15 protein-coding genes and 1 pseudogene are annotated in these 16,779 nt (G+C 63.8%); 9 read left to right on the top strand and 7 right to left on the bottom strand.

Annotated features, from left to right (window positions below; all coding sequences use genetic code 11):
* The first annotated feature begins 48 nt into the window (after nucleotides 1-48).
* The 5 genes from ACPDZI_RS09255 to ACPDZI_RS09235 all read left to right on the top strand — a co-directional run bounded on the left by ACPDZI_RS09255 (nucleotide 49) and on the right by ACPDZI_RS09235 (nucleotide 6,267).
* The gene (locus tag ACPDZI_RS09255; protein ID WP_438834395.1) at nucleotides 49-1,740 is read left to right on the top strand and encodes a ribulokinase; all 1,692 of its coding nucleotides are present in this window, start codon (nucleotides 49-51) and stop codon (nucleotides 1,738-1,740) included.
* Complete coding sequence (locus tag ACPDZI_RS09250) at nucleotides 1,737-2,435, top strand: L-ribulose-5-phosphate 4-epimerase (protein WP_438834394.1); 699 nt, start codon at nucleotides 1,737-1,739, stop codon at nucleotides 2,433-2,435. Before ACPDZI_RS09255 ends, ACPDZI_RS09250 begins: the two co-directional genes overlap by 4 nt.
* Nucleotides 2,436-2,450: 15 nt before the next feature.
* Nucleotides 2,451-3,950 carry an L-arabinose isomerase gene (gene araA, locus ACPDZI_RS09245; protein WP_438834393.1) on the top strand — a complete coding sequence of 500 codons (1,500 nt, stop codon included), beginning with the start codon at nucleotides 2,451-2,453 and terminating at the stop codon, nucleotides 3,948-3,950.
* A gap of 228 nt (nucleotides 3,951-4,178) precedes the next feature.
* Complete coding sequence (gene sbcB / locus ACPDZI_RS09240) at nucleotides 4,179-5,606, top strand: exodeoxyribonuclease I (protein WP_438834392.1); 1,428 nt, start codon at nucleotides 4,179-4,181, stop codon at nucleotides 5,604-5,606.
* A 154-nt stretch (nucleotides 5,607-5,760) separates the two neighbouring features.
* Nucleotides 5,761-6,267, top strand: a complete 507-nt coding sequence (locus ACPDZI_RS09235; RefSeq protein WP_167825122.1) for a hypothetical protein — start codon at nucleotides 5,761-5,763, stop codon at nucleotides 6,265-6,267.
* 72 nt (nucleotides 6,268-6,339) lie between these two features.
* Here ACPDZI_RS09235 and ACPDZI_RS09230 read toward each other — a convergent pair whose 3' ends face one another.
* Nucleotides 6,340-8,049, bottom strand: coding sequence for a glycoside hydrolase family 36 protein (locus ACPDZI_RS09230; protein ID WP_438834391.1), 1,710 nt, complete (start codon nucleotides 8,047-8,049; stop codon nucleotides 6,340-6,342).
* 159 nt (nucleotides 8,050-8,208) lie between these two features.
* On the opposite strand from ACPDZI_RS09230, the gene ACPDZI_RS09225 reads away from it, so the two are divergent.
* The 3 genes from ACPDZI_RS09225 (at nucleotide 8,209) to cdd (ending at nucleotide 10,317) form a co-directional block, all read left to right on the top strand.
* Nucleotides 8,209-8,565 (top strand): CidA/LrgA family protein, encoded by a 357-nt coding sequence (locus ACPDZI_RS09225; protein ID WP_024944025.1) that lies wholly within the window; start codon nucleotides 8,209-8,211, stop codon nucleotides 8,563-8,565.
* Nucleotides 8,562-9,248 (top strand): LrgB family protein, encoded by a 687-nt coding sequence (locus ACPDZI_RS09220; RefSeq protein ID WP_101149260.1) that lies wholly within the window; start codon nucleotides 8,562-8,564, stop codon nucleotides 9,246-9,248. Before ACPDZI_RS09225 ends, ACPDZI_RS09220 begins: the two co-directional genes overlap by 4 nt.
* A gap of 187 nt (nucleotides 9,249-9,435) precedes the next feature.
* Nucleotides 9,436-10,317, top strand: coding sequence for a cytidine deaminase (cdd, locus tag ACPDZI_RS09215; protein WP_194759565.1), 882 nt, complete (start codon nucleotides 9,436-9,438; stop codon nucleotides 10,315-10,317).
* An 83-nt stretch (nucleotides 10,318-10,400) separates the two neighbouring features.
* On the opposite strand, the gene ACPDZI_RS09210 is transcribed toward cdd, so the two are convergent.
* From ACPDZI_RS09210 to ACPDZI_RS09200, 3 genes are all read right to left on the bottom strand, one after another.
* Entirely contained in the window at nucleotides 10,401-12,065 is a 1,665-nt protein-coding gene (locus ACPDZI_RS09210) for an AMP-binding protein (RefSeq protein ID WP_438834390.1), read from the bottom strand.
* Between the two features lie 97 nt (nucleotides 12,066-12,162).
* Nucleotides 12,163-12,441 (bottom strand): YfcL family protein, encoded by a 279-nt coding sequence (locus ACPDZI_RS09205; protein ID WP_011705767.1) that lies wholly within the window; start codon nucleotides 12,439-12,441, stop codon nucleotides 12,163-12,165.
* Nucleotides 12,442-12,551: 110 nt separating this feature from the next.
* Nucleotides 12,552-13,667, bottom strand: coding sequence for an ATP-NAD kinase family protein (locus ACPDZI_RS09200; protein ID WP_438834389.1), 1,116 nt, complete (start codon nucleotides 13,665-13,667; stop codon nucleotides 12,552-12,554).
* A 118-nt stretch (nucleotides 13,668-13,785) separates the two neighbouring features.
* On the opposite strand from ACPDZI_RS09200, the gene ACPDZI_RS09195 reads away from it, so the two are divergent.
* Nucleotides 13,786-14,520 (top strand): TerC family protein, encoded by a 735-nt coding sequence (locus ACPDZI_RS09195; protein WP_016350476.1) that lies wholly within the window; start codon nucleotides 13,786-13,788, stop codon nucleotides 14,518-14,520.
* 57 nt (nucleotides 14,521-14,577) lie between these two features.
* On the opposite strand, the gene ACPDZI_RS09190 is transcribed toward ACPDZI_RS09195, so the two are convergent.
* The 3 genes and pseudogenes from ACPDZI_RS09190 to ACPDZI_RS09180 form a co-directional block, all read right to left on the bottom strand.
* Nucleotides 14,578-15,066 carry an OmpA family protein gene (locus ACPDZI_RS09190; protein ID WP_011705764.1) on the bottom strand — a complete coding sequence of 163 codons (489 nt, stop codon included), beginning with the start codon at nucleotides 15,064-15,066 and terminating at the stop codon, nucleotides 14,578-14,580.
* 2 nt (nucleotides 15,067-15,068) lie between these two features.
* A complete protein-coding gene (locus ACPDZI_RS09185) occupies nucleotides 15,069-16,349 on the bottom strand; it encodes a diguanylate cyclase domain-containing protein (RefSeq protein ID WP_438834388.1) in 1,281 nt (426 codons plus the stop codon).
* Nucleotides 16,333-16,754, bottom strand: a pseudogene (locus ACPDZI_RS09180) (YfiR family protein). Before ACPDZI_RS09180 ends, ACPDZI_RS09185 begins: the two are co-directional and overlap by 17 nt.
* Nucleotides 16,755-16,779 lie beyond the last annotated feature (25 nt).

Genomic DNA, 16,779 nt, shown 5'->3' with positions numbered 1-16,779 from the left:
TCCTATGGTTCCTCACCAGTCACCCCTCATTGATGGTCAGGAGCACTTATGTCTGAGTACCCCAGGTCCGAGCAGATCACCATCGGACTCGATTTCGGCAGCGATTCGGTCAGGGCACTCGCCGTGCGCTGCCACGACGGCGCCGAGTTGGCAACCCAGGTCGTCTATTACCCGCGCTGGCAGGCCGGTCGTTACTGTCAGCCGGTCACCAACCAGTTTCGCCACCACCCCCTCGATTATCTGGAATCCATGGAGCAGGCGGTGGTCGCGGTGGTGAGCCAGCTCACCCCGAGTCAGCGCACCGCCGTGCGCGGCATCGGGGTGGACAGCACAGGTTCCACGCCGGCCCCCATCGACGAGGAGGGCCGTGTGCTGGCCCTGCGTCCGGAGTTTGCCGACAACCCCAACGCCATGTTCGTGCTGTGGAAGGATCACACCGCCATCGAGGAGGCCGAGGCCATCACCGCCCTGTGCCACGGCGGCCAGTTCCCCGACTACAGCCGCTACATCGGCGGGGTCTACTCCTCCGAGTGGTTCTGGGCCAAGATCCTGCACATCTCCCGCAGTGACGCGGCGGTGCGCGCCGCAGCCTGCAACTGGATCGAGCTGTGCGACTGGGTTCCCGCCATCCTGAGCGGTACCCAGACCCCGGCCGACATCCGGCGCGGACGCTGCTCCGCCGGCCACAAGTCCCTCTGGCACCCGAGCTGGGGCGGCCTGCCCCCCGCCGAGTTTCTCAACGCACTGGATCCGCTGTTGACCGAGGATCTCGACTACCCCCTCTTTACCGACAGCTGGACCGCCGATCTGCCGGTCGGCACCCTGACCCCCGAGTGGGCGGAGCGGCTGCATCTCTCCTGCGAAGTGGTGATCGCCGGCGGCGCCTTTGACTGCCACATGGGCGCGGTGGGGGCCGGGGCCGGCAACAATGCGCTGGTCAAGGTAATAGGCACCTCCACCTGCGACATCCTGATCGCCGACGAAGCCACCATCGGTGATCGCGCCATTGCCGGGATCTGCGGCCAGGTGGACGGCAGCGTGGTGCCAGGCATGGTGGGGCTGGAGGCGGGACAATCGGCGTTCGGCGACATCTATGCCTGGTATCAGCGCCAGCTCGGCTGGCCGCTGGAGAGCCTCGCAGCCCAGTATCCGGAGCTGCGCACCGCCATCGAGGCCCACAAGCGGGAGCTGCTGCCAAGACTTGCCGCCGCCTGGGAGCAGCAGCGCGATCTCGCCCACCTGCCGGTGGTGCTCGACTGGTTCAACGGCCGCCGCACCCCATACGCCAACCAGCGCCTGCAGGGCACCGTCACCGGGCTCAACCTCGGCACCGATGCACCCGACTTGTTCGGTGCCCTGGTGGCCTCCACCGCCTTCGGGGCCCGCAGCATCATGGAGTGCATGACCCACCAGCAGGTGCCGGTGGAGCAGGTGATCGCCCTTGGCGGCATCGCCCGCAAGTCCGCCACCGTGATGCAGACCTGCGCCGACGTGATGAACAGGCCCATCCAGGTGGTGGCCTCGGATCAGTGCTGCGCCCTGGGGGCGGCCATCTTTGCCGCCGTGGCGGCCGGGATCCACGCCGATGTGGCCAAGGCCCAGCGCCACATGGCGAGCGCCGTGGAGCGCACCCACCAGCCTGACCCTGAGCGGGTCGCCGAATACGAGCTTCTCTACCAGCGCTACCTCGCCTGGGGCGCCGCCGCCGAGCCGCTCTACAACCGGGGAGTACCGGCATGAACCTCAAGATGCTCAAAGAGCAGGTGCTCGTCGCCAACCTGGATCTGCCGCGCCACGAGCTGGTGACCTTCACCTGGGGCAACGTCAGCGGCATCGACCGAGAGCGCAATCTGGTGGTGATAAAGCCAAGCGGCGTCAGTTACGAGCGAATGCTGCTCGAAGACATGGTGGTGCTGGATCTGGCGGGCAAGCAGGTGGAGGGCGCCTTGCGCCCCTCCTCCGACACTGCTACCCACCTGGTGCTCTATCGCGCCTATCCAGAGCTTGGCGGCGTGGTGCACACCCACTCCACCCACGCCACAGCCTGGGCCCAGGCGGGGCGCGCCATCCCCATTTTCGGCACCACCCAGGCCGACTATTTTCACGGCGAGATCCCCTGCTCGCGCCTGCTCACCCCGGGTGAAGTGGAGGAGGATTACGAGGGGCTGACCGGTCACCTCATCGTCGAGACCCTCAAGCAGACTCCCATCCTCGCCATGCCGGGGGTGCTGGTGGCCAACCACGGCCCCTTCAGCTGGGGCAAGAGCGCCGAGGACGCGGTACACAACGCCGTGGTGCTGGAAGAGGTGGCGCGCATGGCCTGGCTCACCGGCCAGATCAACCCCGCAGCCCGCCCCCTGCCCGATTACCTGCTGGAGAAGCACTACCAGCGCAAACATGGCAAACACGCCTATTACGGCCAGACAAAAGCATAAACAGAGGACACCAAGATGGAATTGATGAAACAGCTGGAAGTGTGGTTCCTGGTCGGCAGCCAGCACCTGTATGGCGCCGCCACCCTGAAGCAGGTGGCCGATCACGCCCACACCATCACCAGCCAGCTCAACGAGCGCGCCGGCCTGCCAGTCAAGATCGTGCTCAAGCCCACCGGCACCACCCTCGACGAGATAAGCGCGGTGGCTCGGGATGCCAACCACGACGAGCGCTGCATAGGTCTCATGGTGTGGATGCACACCTTCTCCCCCGCCAAGATGTGGATCCCGGCGCTGAGTCAGTTGCAAAAACCCCTGTTGCAGTTCCACACCCAGTTCAACCGGGATCTCCCCTGGAGCGAGATCGACATGGACTTCATGAACCTGAACCAGACCGCCCACGGCGGACGCGAGTTCGGCTTCATGGGGGCCCGCCTGCGGCTGCCACGCACCGTGGTGGTGGGTCACTGGCAGGATGAAGAGGCCAGACAGAAGATTGGCAACTGGATGCGCATCGCCGCCGCCATCCACGACAGCCGCCACCTCAAGATCGCCCGTTTTGGCGACAACATGCGCAACGTGGCGGTCACCGAGGGCGACAAAATTGAGGCCCAGATCCAGTTCGGCTATCAGGTGAACTACCACCCGGTCGGCGATCTGGTCAAGGTGATCGATGCCGTGCCCGACAGCGACATCGAGGCGCTGCTGGCCGAATATGAGGCGACCTACACCCTGACCGAGGCGGTGCAGGCGGGCGGGGGGCTTCGCGCTTCCCTGTATGAGGCGGCGCGCCAGGAGCTGGGGATGAAGAAGTTCCTCACCGACGGCGGCTTTGGCGCTTTCACCACCACCTTCGAAGATCTCTATGGTCTGCACCAACTGCCGGGCCTCGCCTGCCAGCGCCTGATGCAGCAAGGCTTCGGTTTTGGGGCAGAAGGGGACTGGAAGACCGCGGCCCTGCTGCGCACCCTGAAAGTGATGGGTGCAGGCCTTGCGGGGGGCGCCTCCTTCATGGAGGACTACACCTACCATCTGGAGGCGGGCAACAACCTGGTGCTGGGGGCCCACATGCTGGAGGTCTGCCCCTCCATCGCCGCAGGCAAACCCGTGCTGGACGCCCAGCACTTAGGCATAGGCAAGAAGGCCGATCCGGCCCGCCTGCTGTTCGCGGCCCCCGCCGGCAAAGCGGTCAACGCCAGCCTCATCGATCTCGGCAACCGCTTCCGCCTGGTGGTCAATCAGCTGGAGGTGGTGGACCTGCCAGAGGCCATGCCGAAACTCCCGGTGGCCAGCGCCCTGTGGAAACCCCTGCCGGACCTGCAGACCAGCGCCGAGGCCTGGATCCTGGCGGGCGCCGCCCACCACTCGGTGTTCACCCAGTCGGTGGATATCGAGCAGCTGCGTACCTTCGCCGACCTCATGGGCATAGAGTGCGTGGTGATTGACGAGCACACCCGCATCCCCGAACTCAAGCAGACCCTGCAGTGGAACGAGGTCTACTACAAGCTCTGTCACTGAGCCCGCCATCAGAAAAGCTGGACAGCCCCGCCAGCGGGGCTGTCTCTTTTTACTCTGCTCCCCTCCTTTTCATCTTCCATTGATGCAGGCCTGCCCAATAAAGCGGCAGCCGGCCGGTCTACCCTTCGTTCTGCCTGCGCTATGGTTTACCATGCAGGCAACCGAGGTGCATGGCACCCCCACCCTGGCGCCAGGCGCCACCGTCATCGGATATCCCTCTCGAGCAACATGAGCAAAACAGCACACGCCGGCAGCGAGCCCACATTTTTCTTTCACGACTACGAGACTTTCGGCATCAGCCCGGCCAAGGACAGACCGGCGCAGTTTGCCGGCATTCGTACCGACGGGGATTTCAACCTCATCGGCGAGCCACTGGTCATCTATTGCAAGCCGCCGGCGGACTATCTGCCGGAGCCGGAGGCGTGCCTGATCACCGGCATCACGCCGCAAAAAGCGATGAAGGACGGGCTGTGCGAGGCGGATTTCATCCGTCAGATCCACGAACAGTTCGCCACCCCGGGTACCTGCGTGCTGGGCTACAACAGCATCCGCTTCGATGACGAGGTGACCCGCTACACCCTCTATCGCAACTTCTATGACCCCTATGCCTACGCCTGGCAGAACGGCAACTCCCGCTGGGATATTCTCGACATGCTGCGGGCCTGCTACGCCCTGCGCCCGGAGGGGATCGAGTGGGCGTTTGATGAAGAGGGCAAGCCAAGCTTCAAGCTGGAGAAGCTCACCGTCGCCAACGGCGTGGCCCACGCCAATGCCCACGATGCGCTCTCGGACGTTCTGGCCACCATCGAGATGGCCAAGCTGGTGAAAAAGGCCCAGCCCAAGCTGTTCGGCTACCTGTTTGACCTTCGCAACAAAAGCAAGGTGAAGGCCCTCATCGACGTGGTGACCATGAAGCCCTTGGTGCACATCTCCGGCATGTTCTCCCCCTGGCAGGGGTGCGCAAGCTGGGTCTCGCCGCTCGCCTGGCACCCCAGCAACCAGAACGCGGTGATCATGGTGGATCTGACCCGCGACCCCACCCCGCTCATCGAGCTCACCAGCGAGGAGATCCGCGAGCGCCTCTATACCAAGAAAGAGGAGCTGGGGGATCTGGCCGGTATTCCGGTGAAGCTGGTGCACATCAACAAGTGCCCGGTGCTGGCGCCGGCCGCCACCCTGACGGCGGAGCGCGCCGACCAGCTTGGCATCGACCGGGAGCAGTGCCGCAAGAGCCTGGATCTGCTGCGCGCCCACCCCGAGGTGCGGGAGAAACTGGTGGAAGTGTTCAATCAGGAGTTTGCCGGCAACAATGACGGCGATCCGGATACCCAGCTCTACGCCGGCTTCTTCGGTCACGGCGACAAGTCCACCATGGATCTGGTGCGCGCCACCCCGGCGGATCTGCTGGGCGAGCGGGAGTTTGCCTTCACCGACGCACGGCTGCCGGAGATGCTGTTTCGCTACCGTGCCCGCAACTGGCCGCACACCTTGAGCGAAACGGAGCAAAAGCGCTGGCGACTGCACTGCAGCGACTACTTCAGCCGCCGTCTGCCCGACTATGTACCGCGCCTCGAGGCGCTGGCCGAGCAGAATCAGGGTAACGATCGGAACTTTACCATCCTCAAGAGCCTCTATCACTACCTCGAAAATCTGTGAGATGTGACCCGCCTCACGGTTAAATGACTGTACGCTCCCCCGCCCCGCGACATAATGGGAAGGGGAGCAAAGACTCCTGATGTTTCAATTATTTGTGCGCTAACATTGCACTCACGGCCGGTTGGCCTATCGACCCTTGGGGATGCCTCATCCGATGCGTTCAGGATTATCCGGTTTTGGTTTGCTCATCTGCGCCCTGCTGCCATCGGCCAGCATGGCGGGTGTGCGTTTTGATGTCCCCGACTATCTGCTGCAGTTGCCGCAGCAGACCTATCAGCTGATCGAGAGCAACTTCAGCCGCCTCTATCAGCAGACCGACTTTACCCCCCAGATCACCAACAGCTATTTCAATCGCTCCGATCTCTACAACTTCGTCGGCGTGCCCCTGGCCATCACCCCCCAGGCCGGTTTCCAGCTGGAAGTGTTTGGCCAGCTCTACAACCGTGCCTCCCAGAGCTATGTGCACATGAGCCAGGACATGTCGCTCTATCGGATGATCCGGGCCGACATGATGGGCAACACCAACGACGAGGTGGCCCTCGGCATGGGGCTCGGCATTCCGCTCACAACGCAGCTCACCTTCAAGGCCCTGCTCTCCAGCAACGAGATCCCGGGCTATGGCGCCGCCAATTACGCCATCGGCTTCGAGTGGCGTTACTGACTCAGGTATAGCCGCGCCTTTCGCAATACATTCAGGCTCCCGTGGGAGCCTGAATCATGATTGCCAGCCTGCTCAGCGGTAGCGGATCACCCGCCCCTCGCCCCCCTGCAGGGTGAGCGCGGTACCGACGGCCCCCTCATCCCAGAAATCTTCGCCCCCTGCCGGCAGCAGGAACTCCTGAGGCTGCGCCTCCCAGTTGAACAGGCAGAGCAGGGTGCCACCCTCGGGCAGGCTCACCTCACCGCAGGCAAAGTCCATCGATTCGAAACGGGCGCCAGGGGCTCGCGCAGCGCAAAGCTCGAGCAGCTTGCGCAGTTGCGCCGCCTGAACCTCGTCGAGATCCTGCAGCCGGTCCCCGGCCAGCATCATGCCGCCGCTTGCCACCAGCGCCGCCAGATGGAAACGGAACTCGGCAGGGCTCGCCTGCTGGCTCGGCAGATCCCGCAGGCAGATGCAGTCGGGATCCAGCATCCACAGTCGGTCGTTCTGCCAAGCGCGGCAGAACGCCTCGCGAGCGATCTGGCGATAGCGATGGCCATTGCGCTCCACGTCATCGCTCACTCGCATGCCGTGCACCAGCCCAAGGCTTGGCCAGATGGGGGCGTTGCAGCCAAGCAGAAAGGCCCCCTCGCCCGCCCCGCGCAGGATGGCGGCCATGCCGCGTCGGTAGGCCTCCACCCGGGTGGCGGCCGGGTCGTGGAAGCGGCCGCCGTGGATGGCGCCCCAGAAGTTGGCGTCGAGCTTGAAGTAGTGGATGCCCCACTGCTCGCGCAGGGTACGAAACACCCGCTCGAGGTGAGCCTGCACCTCGGGGTGGGTGCCATCCAGCACATACCAGGGGGTGCAGCGCCAGCCGCCGTAGGTAACCCGCTCGGAGGGCAGCGGCAGCCCGTCATCCCCCTTCACGAACCAGTCGGGGTGCTCCTGAAACACCTGGGAGCCAAGCTCGGCGATAAAGGGAGCCACCCAGAGCGCAGGCTCGCAGCCGGCGCCTCTGATCTCGGCGGCCAGGGACGCCACCCCCTGCTCAAACTTGGCCGACGGGGTAAGCCAGTCACCCATTTTCGCTTGATAGCCGTCGTCAATCTGCACGTAGCGCAGCGCCGGGAAACGCTCGGCACGCACCTGCAGGTTCTCGCGAATGTCGGCGGCACTCACGTCCGCATAGTAGTGATACCAGGAGCACCAGCCGCTGGGGCGCTCGCCGACTCGGCCGATCAGCGAGCCATGCTCGGCCTCGATCCGCTGTGCCAGCTCGGCCAGCAGCGCCTCCCGATCTTTCCCCTCGAGGCAGAGCAGCGCCTCGCTCTGCCAGTACTGGCCGGCCGGGAGCGCACGCCCCTCACCGTTCATCAGGATTTGCAGCCGGCCATCGGGGTAGAGCCGAAACTCCCCGCCAAAGCGCTGACAACTGGCAAAGGCGAGCAGCAGCCAGCCCTTGTCATGCTCCACCAGCAGCAGGTTGTGCACCGTGTGATAACCCTGATCATCGGTGATCCGATAGACACCGGCATCGGGGCAGCGACCGACCGGTTGCGGCGCTTGCCAGCTGCCCATGGTCTGGGCCAGCATCTGGAAGCCTTCGCCGTAGATGGCGCACGCAGGCGAGAGGCCGAGCTTGCCGTCAAACAGCGTCCAGTGCCCGACCCGGGCTTCGCTGCCGCCGGTGTTGTCGAGCCGCACCCGGCACAGGGGCCCCTCCCACTGGCGGGTTTGCAGCAACGAAGGGGGCAGATGGTGGTCGTCCGCCAGCTGGCGCAGGCGGGACAAGAGAGATGTCATGGCGACTCCTTGTGGTTCGAAAAGGGTTCTATCTGAAAATCTTCAATTAAATCAGCCTCAAACGAACTGATTTCAGCTGTTATTGTTTTAATGCCGCGACCCGGCCTCTCTGGTAGACTGGCGTATTCCTTAGTTCACCGTTACCAAGATGGGGCTACTGTGATCGCGCAACGTGCCTTGCTGTACCTTCGTGACTTTCTGGTCATCGTCGCCTGCCTGCTGGCTGGCAAAACCCTGGCAGCCATCCTGCCATTCGCCTTCCCCGGCAGCATCATCGGCATGCTGCTGCTGTTCGTGCTGCTCTCCCTGCAACTGGTGAAACTGCACTGGGTAGAACTCGGTGCCGGCCTGCTGCTGCGCCACATGGGGGTCTTGTTCGTGCCGGTGGCAGTCGGGCTGGTGGCCTGGCTGGAGCCCCTGCGCCAATCCTTCGGCCTCATCATGCTCTGCATCGTGCTCGGGATCGTGCTGATCCTCGGCACCGTCGGCCGCCTCTACCAGAGGATGAACAAATGATCTTCTGGCTGGCCATTCCCTTGACCCTGGTGCTCTATTTCGCCACTCGGGCCCTCTATCGCAAGTTGCCCTGGCCCATCATCAACCCGGTGCTGGTGCCCACCGCCGTCATCATCGGCCTGCTGCTCTGGTTCGATCTGCCGCTGGAGCAGTACGAGAGCGGCACCCGCCCCATCACGGCGCTGCTGGAGCCGGCGGTGGTGGCGCTGGCACTGCCCCTTTATCAGCAGGCCCGCCAGATCCAGGCCAGGCTCAAGCCCATCCTAATCTGTACCCTGAGCTCGGTCTTGATCTCGGTCTGCACTACCTTGCTGATCGGTCATTTTATGGGCGCCGATCCGGCACTGCTGGCCTCGCTCGCCACCAAATCCATCACCACGCCGCTCGCCATGAGCGTCAGCCAGTCCCTGGGCGGCATTCCCGCCATCGCAGCCGCCGTGGTGGTGGTGGTGGGGATCGTCGGCGCCCTGATCGGCTTCCCCCTGCTCAAACTGATGCGGGTCACCGACCCCGAAGCCCAGGGGCTGGCCATGGGGGCCTGCGCCCACGCCATCGGCACCGCCACCTCCGCCGAGCAGGGCATCACCCAGGGGGCCTTTGCCTCGCTGGCCATGGTGGTGTGCGGCATCCTCACCGCCGCCGTCGCCCCCCTGCTGTTTGCCATTTACCACTGGTTGAGCTGAAGAGCACCCTTTTCCGCGATGGCGGGCCTGCGGGCCCGCCGATGTGCGACCTGCCGCACAATTTGCACAAGACAAACGTTTCCATTACCATCCCACTCCGTTTGCCCGTCAGGGCGTGAGCACGCTCACACATTTAGCAGAGCTTGCTCCCTACAATGGCCCCCCAATTGGCCTTTGAGGACACACTATGCATCCCCGTTTTGCCAAGCCACTCGATACCCTGTCCGCCCCGCTCAAGGCGGCGCTGCTGCCCATGCTGGGCGATGATTTCCAGGCTCGCTTCACCCCGGATCAGGTCGCCACGCTGAAGGCCGCCACCGGTCTTGACGATCGCGCCCTGCGCCTGGCCCTGCTGCCGCTGGCCGCCGCCTGCTCGGTGGCCCCCATCTCCAAGTTCTTCGTCGGTGCCATCGCCTGCGGCCTGAGCGGCACTTGGTATTTCGGCGCCAATATGGAGTTTGCCGGTCAGGGTCTGTTCCACTCGGTCCATGCCGAGCAGTCCGCTATCTCCAACGCCTGGCTGGGCGGCGAGACCGGCATCTCTGAAATCACCGTTAACTACACCCCTTGCGGTCACTGCCGCCAGTTCATGAACGAGCTGAGCACCGCCAAGACCCTCAAGGTCTCTCTGCCGGATGACTTGAGCGCCCTGCAATCCTTCCTGCCCCACTCGTTCGGCCCGGCGGATCTGGACATCACGGACGCGCTGATGAGCCCGCAGGCCCACGACGAACTCACGCTTGAGAGCGACGATCCGCTGTGGCAGGCCGCGCTGGCCGCTGCCCGCCAGAGCTACGCCCCCTACAGCCAGGGCTATGCCGCGGTGGCGCTGCAGTTCGCCGACGGTCGCATCTTCTGCGGTCGCTACGCCGAAAACGCCGCCTTCAACCCCAGCCTGCCACCGATGCAGATGGCCTGTGCCCACGCGGTGCTGGGCGGCGAAGATCTCGCCACCATCCGCCGCGCCGTGCTGCTGGAGAGCAAGGATGGCCAGATCAGCCAACAGGACTCCGCCCGCGCTACCCTCAAGGCGCTCGGTTCGGTCGAGCTGGAGTATCAGGCGGTCTGACCTGCCGTTGCCTGAAACAACAAGGGGAGCCAGTGGCTCCCCTTGTTGTTTTATGGTGATCATCAGCAAGCCTGCCGGGCGCGTCAGGACTCCCAGATGATGCTCTGGGAAGAGGACCAGGCGTCACCAAGGTCGGCATACTTCTGCTCCAGCAGGTGGCGGCGGATCTTCATGGTCGGGGTGAGCACCCCGTTCTCGATGCTCCAAGGGCTCTTCACCACCAGGATGCCGCGAATTTTGGCGTGGGACTCCAGCTGCTCGTTGACCCGGTTGCGGGCCGCCTCCAGCTGGGCATTGACCTGATTGCGATCCCCTTTCATAGCGCTCTCCGCCAGCTGCACCAGCGCCACCGGCTGCGGCATGCCGTAGCCAATCACGCACAGCTGCTCGATGATGGGCTCCTGGCCGAGCAGCCCCTCGATGGGCACCGGCGCCACATACTTGCCCTTGGCGGTCTTGAACACATCCTTCATGCGGCCGGTGATGGTGAGATAGCCCTCCCGATCCAGCTTGCCCATGTCGCCGGTGTGCAGCCAGCCATCCTCGTCGATGGCTTCACGGCTGTGCTCGGGATCCTTGTAGTAACCCAGCATCATCCCCTCGCAGCGACAGAGGATCTCCCCTTCGTCGGAGATCTTGATGGTGACCCCCGGCCCCGCCTTGCCGACCGTGCCTATCTTGTCGGCCCTAAACGGGTAGTTGAGGGTGGAGAAGGCGTGGTTCTCGGTCATGCCCCAGGCCTCGGTGATCTCGATGCCGATACTGTGGTACCACTCGAGCAGGGCCGGTGCCACCGGCGCCGAGCCACAGCCCAGCACCCGCGCCTGATCCAGCCCCAGCCCCTTTTGCAGCTTGCGCTTGATGAGGCCCGACACGAACGGGATCTTGAGCAGCAGCTCGAGTTTCTTCTGGGGCAGCTTCTCGTGGATCTTGATGCGGAACATGGCCCACAGCCTTGGCACCGAGATGAACACGGTGGGACGGCAGCGCTTGACGTCCTCGATGAAGGTATCGAGGGATTCGGGGAAGGCGATCTCGGCGCGGCCATAGAGGCTGCCGCCATAGACATAGACTCGCTCGGTGATGTGGGCCAGCGGCAGGTAGGAGAAGCCGCGATCCTGCTCGCACAGCCCGACCGCCTCCACCAGCTTCTCGCACGACCAGGCGTAGCGCTCGACGCTCAGCATGGCCCCTTTCGGCTTGCCGGTACTGCCGGAGGTGTAGACCAGGCTCAGCAGAGAGTCCGGAGCCTGCACCGGGCTGTCCGGAATGGGTTCGTGCTGCTCCAGCAGATCGTCCCACTGGTGGGCCGCCGGCATGGTGTCATAGGGAAAGGCGATGCGCAGCAATTCGGCGGGCACCCCCGCCTCCTGGCTCTTCCAGTCATCGAGCTTGCCGACGAAAATCGCCTTGGCCTCGCTGTGGCGCAGCACGTATTCGATGGTATCCACGTTGGCGGTGGGATAGATGGGCACGCTCACGTACTGCCCCATCTGCATGGCGAGATCGGCGATGAACCACTGGGCGCAGTTCTTGGAGAGCAGCGCCACCTTGTCGCCGGCCACCAGCCCCAGCTGACGCAGCGCGGTCACCATGCGGCGGGCCTCGTCAGCGACCTCACCCCAGGTGAAGTCCAGGTATTCGCGGTTGATGGTTTGACGCAGATAGACTCGGTCAGGACACTGCCGCTCCCATTGATAGAGCATTTCGAGCGGCAGTTTATTGGCAATACGCGAGGAGGAAGCCATAGTTTAATCCCTGAAACAAAAGGCGAAACTTATTATTAACCTTTCACTAACCTCAGGGAAGAATAAACTCAAACTTCTGTTTGAACTGTGTAACCGATCAAGCTTCTGCTTGTTGTTGCAAACGAATCCACATTGCCTGCACCAGCTTCTCATCCTGCTCGGAGAGTTCACCCTGCAGGATGGCCTCGTTCAGGCTGCGCAGCACATAACTCTTTACATCCCGCACCAGGGTCTTGCCTTCCAGCTCGGCCCGCGCCACCGCCAGAGAGATGTGGCCACGCAGATAACCCCCGGCAAACAGCTCATCGTCGGTCGCCGTGGCCACCATGCCGTCTATCAGTCCCAACAACTTGTGCTCAAAATCATGAATCGTCATTTAACGCAGCCTCATTTTCCGGGGTTGCCGGCAAAATAATTCGGGGGAGTGGAACCGCGATCCGGTTGATCACGGCTCTCTGGCGCCAGGCCAGCCGCATCCTTGATGTCCTATTCCGGGTTGGCCACCGGGTAGATGACCTGATCCTTGTATCCCGTGGTGATCCGCAGATAACCACTTAACGACCGGTTCAGCGCCGGGTCATCGGTATCCACCAGCAAGGGCCTGCCCGCAAGGGCCGCCAGCTTGGCTTTGGTGGCCAGGACCTGGATCTGGTCCCGCCCGACGGCCCGCAACACCTCTGGACTCAGTTGCTGATTTCCGCGCCCGAACAGATGTCCCTGACCGCCGATCAGGGTAATGATCAGCCGGCAGCGACGGCCACGGATCCGGGTCAGGATCTCGGCGGCGGACAGATCCTGCCCGATAAGCCGGCCATTTTCCACCAGATCCACACCGAGCAGGGTATTTTCGAGGCCGAGCTCCGTCATGCAGGCCGCCACCGTGCTGCCGGAGCCCATCAGATAGAGGGTATCGGGCTCCATCTGCTCGACCACACCGGCGGCGATGTCCGCCAGCACCAGCTCTTCAGACTCGCGCCCCCCCTGCTTGACCGCCTGCACATAGCGCAGATCGCCGGGCACCTGCAGCTGGCCGTAATGACGGGCGCGCACCTTGCCGGCGCGAAACGCCTCCTCGTCGATGTCCATCACCTCGGCATCCACCAGACTCAGCAGCTCGCCGGCAATCATCCTGGCCGCCACCCGACCGCTGGCGGCGGGCGTCACCCCATAGACCCCGGAGTGGATCTTGCAGCCGGCCGGAATGCCGAGCACATGGCACGCCTCTCCCACCGCCGCGCAGATGTCCCGCGCGGTGCCGTCACCGCCGGCAAACAGCAGCAGATCGACGCCCGCCTCGCGCATCCGTTCGGCGGCGATACGGGTATCGGCCGCCGTGGTATCTTCTGCTGCGGGTTGATAAACGATGCGGCAAGGCAGGCCGAGCTCGCCGGCAAGCTCAGCCCCCATCTCGCCCGCCACCGTCAGCAGCTCGAAGCGGCCCGCCAGTTCACACAGCGGTAGCAGCGCCTGCCGGGTCCGCTCGCGGGCCTTGGGGACGGCGCCACGGGCCAGCGCCTCGGCCACCATGCCGTCACTGCCCTTGAGACCGACCGCGCCGCCGATACCGGCGACCGGATTGATGATAAGTCCTAAACGAAACATGTGTCCCTCCCGTTGGATGGCCGCCATTTTTATCTTTTCCTGCCACTGGGACAAGCCATAACCCCCTGTTAGAATGCGCGGCTTCAACCCTCAATCAAAGTTCAACCAAGGTTCAATCATGCTGGAATGGATTGCAGACCCCTCCGCCTGGGTCGCGCTCGCCACCCTGACCCTGCTCGAGATCGTACTGGGCATCGACAACATCATCTTTATCTCCATCCTGGTCGGCCGCCTGCCGGAGGCACAGCGCCAGAAGGCGCGGATCCTGGGGCTGGGTCTCGCCATGGGTACCCGCATCCTGTTGCTGCTCTCCCTGGCTTGGGTGATGCGTCTCACCGAGCCGCTGTTCACCGTGCTGGGCGAGGCCATCTCGGGCCGCGATCTCATCCTGCTGCTGGGGGGTCTGTTCCTCATCGGCAAGAGTGCCCACGAGATCCATGCCACCCTGGAGGGCGCCGCCGAGCCTGAGAGCGTGAGCGCCGCCGCGTCCGGCTTCATCAGCACCCTGATCCAGATCGCCATTCTCGACATCGTCTTCAGCCTGGATTCGGTCATCACCGCCGTGGGCATGGCGGATCACGTGCCGGTCATGGTGCTGGCCATCATGATCGCCGTTTTCATCATGATGTTCGCCGCCAAGGCCATCGGTGATTTCGTCGACAACCACCCCACCATCAAAATGCTGGCCCTCTCCTTCCTTACCCTGGTCGGTTTCGCGCTGATGGCCGAGGGGATGGATCTGCACATTCCGAAGGGCTACATCTACTTCGCCATGGCCTTCTCGCTGACGGTGGAGATGATCAACATCCGCCTGCGCAGTCACCACGACCGCGAAAAGCTCAAGCAGGAATAACTGCGAGCCACAAAAAAGAGCGCCATCAGGCGCTCTTTTTTTATCTACACAACCATGTCATTCATTGCTGATGACAATCGCCACGCGGCGGTTCTCGGCCCGACCGGCAGCCGTCTTGTTGTCGGCGATCGGATCGCGTTCACCACGGCCCCGGATGTCAAGGTTGGCCTGCGGCATACCCACCGAGACCAGCACGTCGGCCACCGACTGCGCCCGCTTGTACGAGAGCTGATCGTTATAGTCCGCCGCCCCGTTGGAGTCGGTATGACCATCGATCCGCGCCCGGTTCAAGCCAACCTCCTGCAGGGTCTTGCCCAGTTTTTCCACCACCACACGGGTCTTGGGGGTCAGGGCATCGGCGTTGTTGGCAAACAGCACACGGTTGGAGAAGTCCAGAGTCCAACCCTCGTCGGTCAGGCGAAAGCCTTGCTCCTTGAGTACGGCGATCTGCTCTGCGGTCAGGCCGTGGGGGGCGCTTTGGCACCCCGCCAGCACGCTCAACAGCAGGCCGATCAAGCCGGTTTTCATCAGGACATGGATCTTCATTGTTATTTTTCCTCAGCAGAGACATCAAATTCCAGCTGGTCATGGAGCGCAAGCTCCCGACGCAGCCGTTTGGCTTGGTACATGGCATGGTCCGCCTGCTGCAGCAGATCGGCGGCGGTCAGCCCCTGATCCGGATACAGCGCGATCCCGATGCTGACGGCAGCCACCAGCTGGCTGCCATCCCCCAGTACCACGGGGTCTGCCATGGCCTGCTGGATGCGAGCAACCACATCTTCCGCCTCGCCCACCTGGGACAAGGGGGTCAGCAGGATGGCAAACTCGTCACCCCCCAGACGACATACCAGATCCATCGGCCGCAGCTGATGTTGTACCCGTCTGGCCAGGGCGATCAGCACGTCATCCCCGGCGGCATGGCCCAGGGTGTCGTTAATCTGCTTGAAGCGATCACAATCGAGGTAGAGCAGTGCAAAGCGCTCATCATGCAGCCGGCCGGTGGTCACCGCCTGATCCAGACGAGCCTCAAACAGAGCACGATTGGGCAAGCCGGTCAAGGCGTCATGGGTGGCCTGGTGCAGCAGGCTGGCATTCTCCCGCCGCTGGTGAGCCTGCCAGGCTTCCAGTTCGTCGAGCAGGGAGTTGAAATCCTGGCCGAGCGCGTGCAGCTCGGCGATGTTGGCCTCGGGCACCCGCATGGCGAGGATCCGCTGGCGGCTGACGCTGTGGGCCACCTGGGCCAGCTCCTTGAGCTGGGCCGTGAGGGAGTTTTGCATCCGGCGCGCCACGTAAAGGGCCCCCAGGGTGCTGAACACCAGGCAGAGCAGCATGGCCAGCAGGGTCTGCAACAGGAACAGCAGCAGGTATTGGCCGTGCCCCACCAGATGAATGCGGGCGATCTCCACCCCGCCCCGCAGCATGGGCTGATCCACCGGCCCCGGCAGGATGAGCCGCGCCAGATACTGCTCAAGACCGGACCAGGGGGTGCTCATGGCCCGGCTCCAGCTGGCCAGCAGCTGGCCGCTCGGCAGATAGATGCTGGCCCGCGCCACATCCTCGTGGGTGGTGATGGCCTGCAGCGCCTCGCGGGCCGCCTCTTCGTCGTGGAACACCACGGCCGCTTCGCTGGTATAGCTGATAGCCCGCGCCACCAGCTCCAGGTTGTGATCCGCATAGAGCCGCAGCGCCAGCAGGGCGATGCCAGTCAGCAGCAAACCGGCCATGCAGACTGCCGTCAGGGACGTCACCAGGTGGGTGCGTCCCAGACTCTGTCGCAAGGTGAGGCGCTGGTTGGGGGGCGGAACAAGCCTATCATGAGCCCCCCTCATTGGCCTTGGCCAGCTTGAGCACGGCGGGGTGTACCCGCACCCCGCTCCTGGCCAGGGCATCCAGATTGACCCGAAAACGGATCCGCTCCTTGCCGATCTGCAGGCAGAAGACGGAGTCGGCAACGCACTCGGTGCTGTGTTCACTGATGCTGAGAATGGGATAGCCGCGCAGATGCTCGAACAGCGGCAGCCGTCGCTCGGGGGACAACACCCCCAGATAGAGCACGTCACACTGGGGGCCGATTGCCTTGTCCTCGACGTCGTAGCGATGGACGCTGACCGGCGGCCGTTGGCCTGCTGCTTGATGGAGAAGAGTGCCGTGGCATACTCCGTCGGCGCTGCCACGCACAGGCGCAGCTCGCTCGGCTCGCTCGGCCAGCGGGTGTAGCTGAGAATGTCGAGCACGGTCTGGCGCACCTGCTCGGCCCGC

This window comes from Aeromonas oralensis (assembly GCF_049665575.1).
In the GTDB taxonomy this organism is placed as follows: Bacteria; Pseudomonadota; Gammaproteobacteria; order Enterobacterales; family Aeromonadaceae; genus Aeromonas; species Aeromonas hydrophila.
This window is presented reverse-complemented; position numbering and strand designations above follow the sequence as displayed.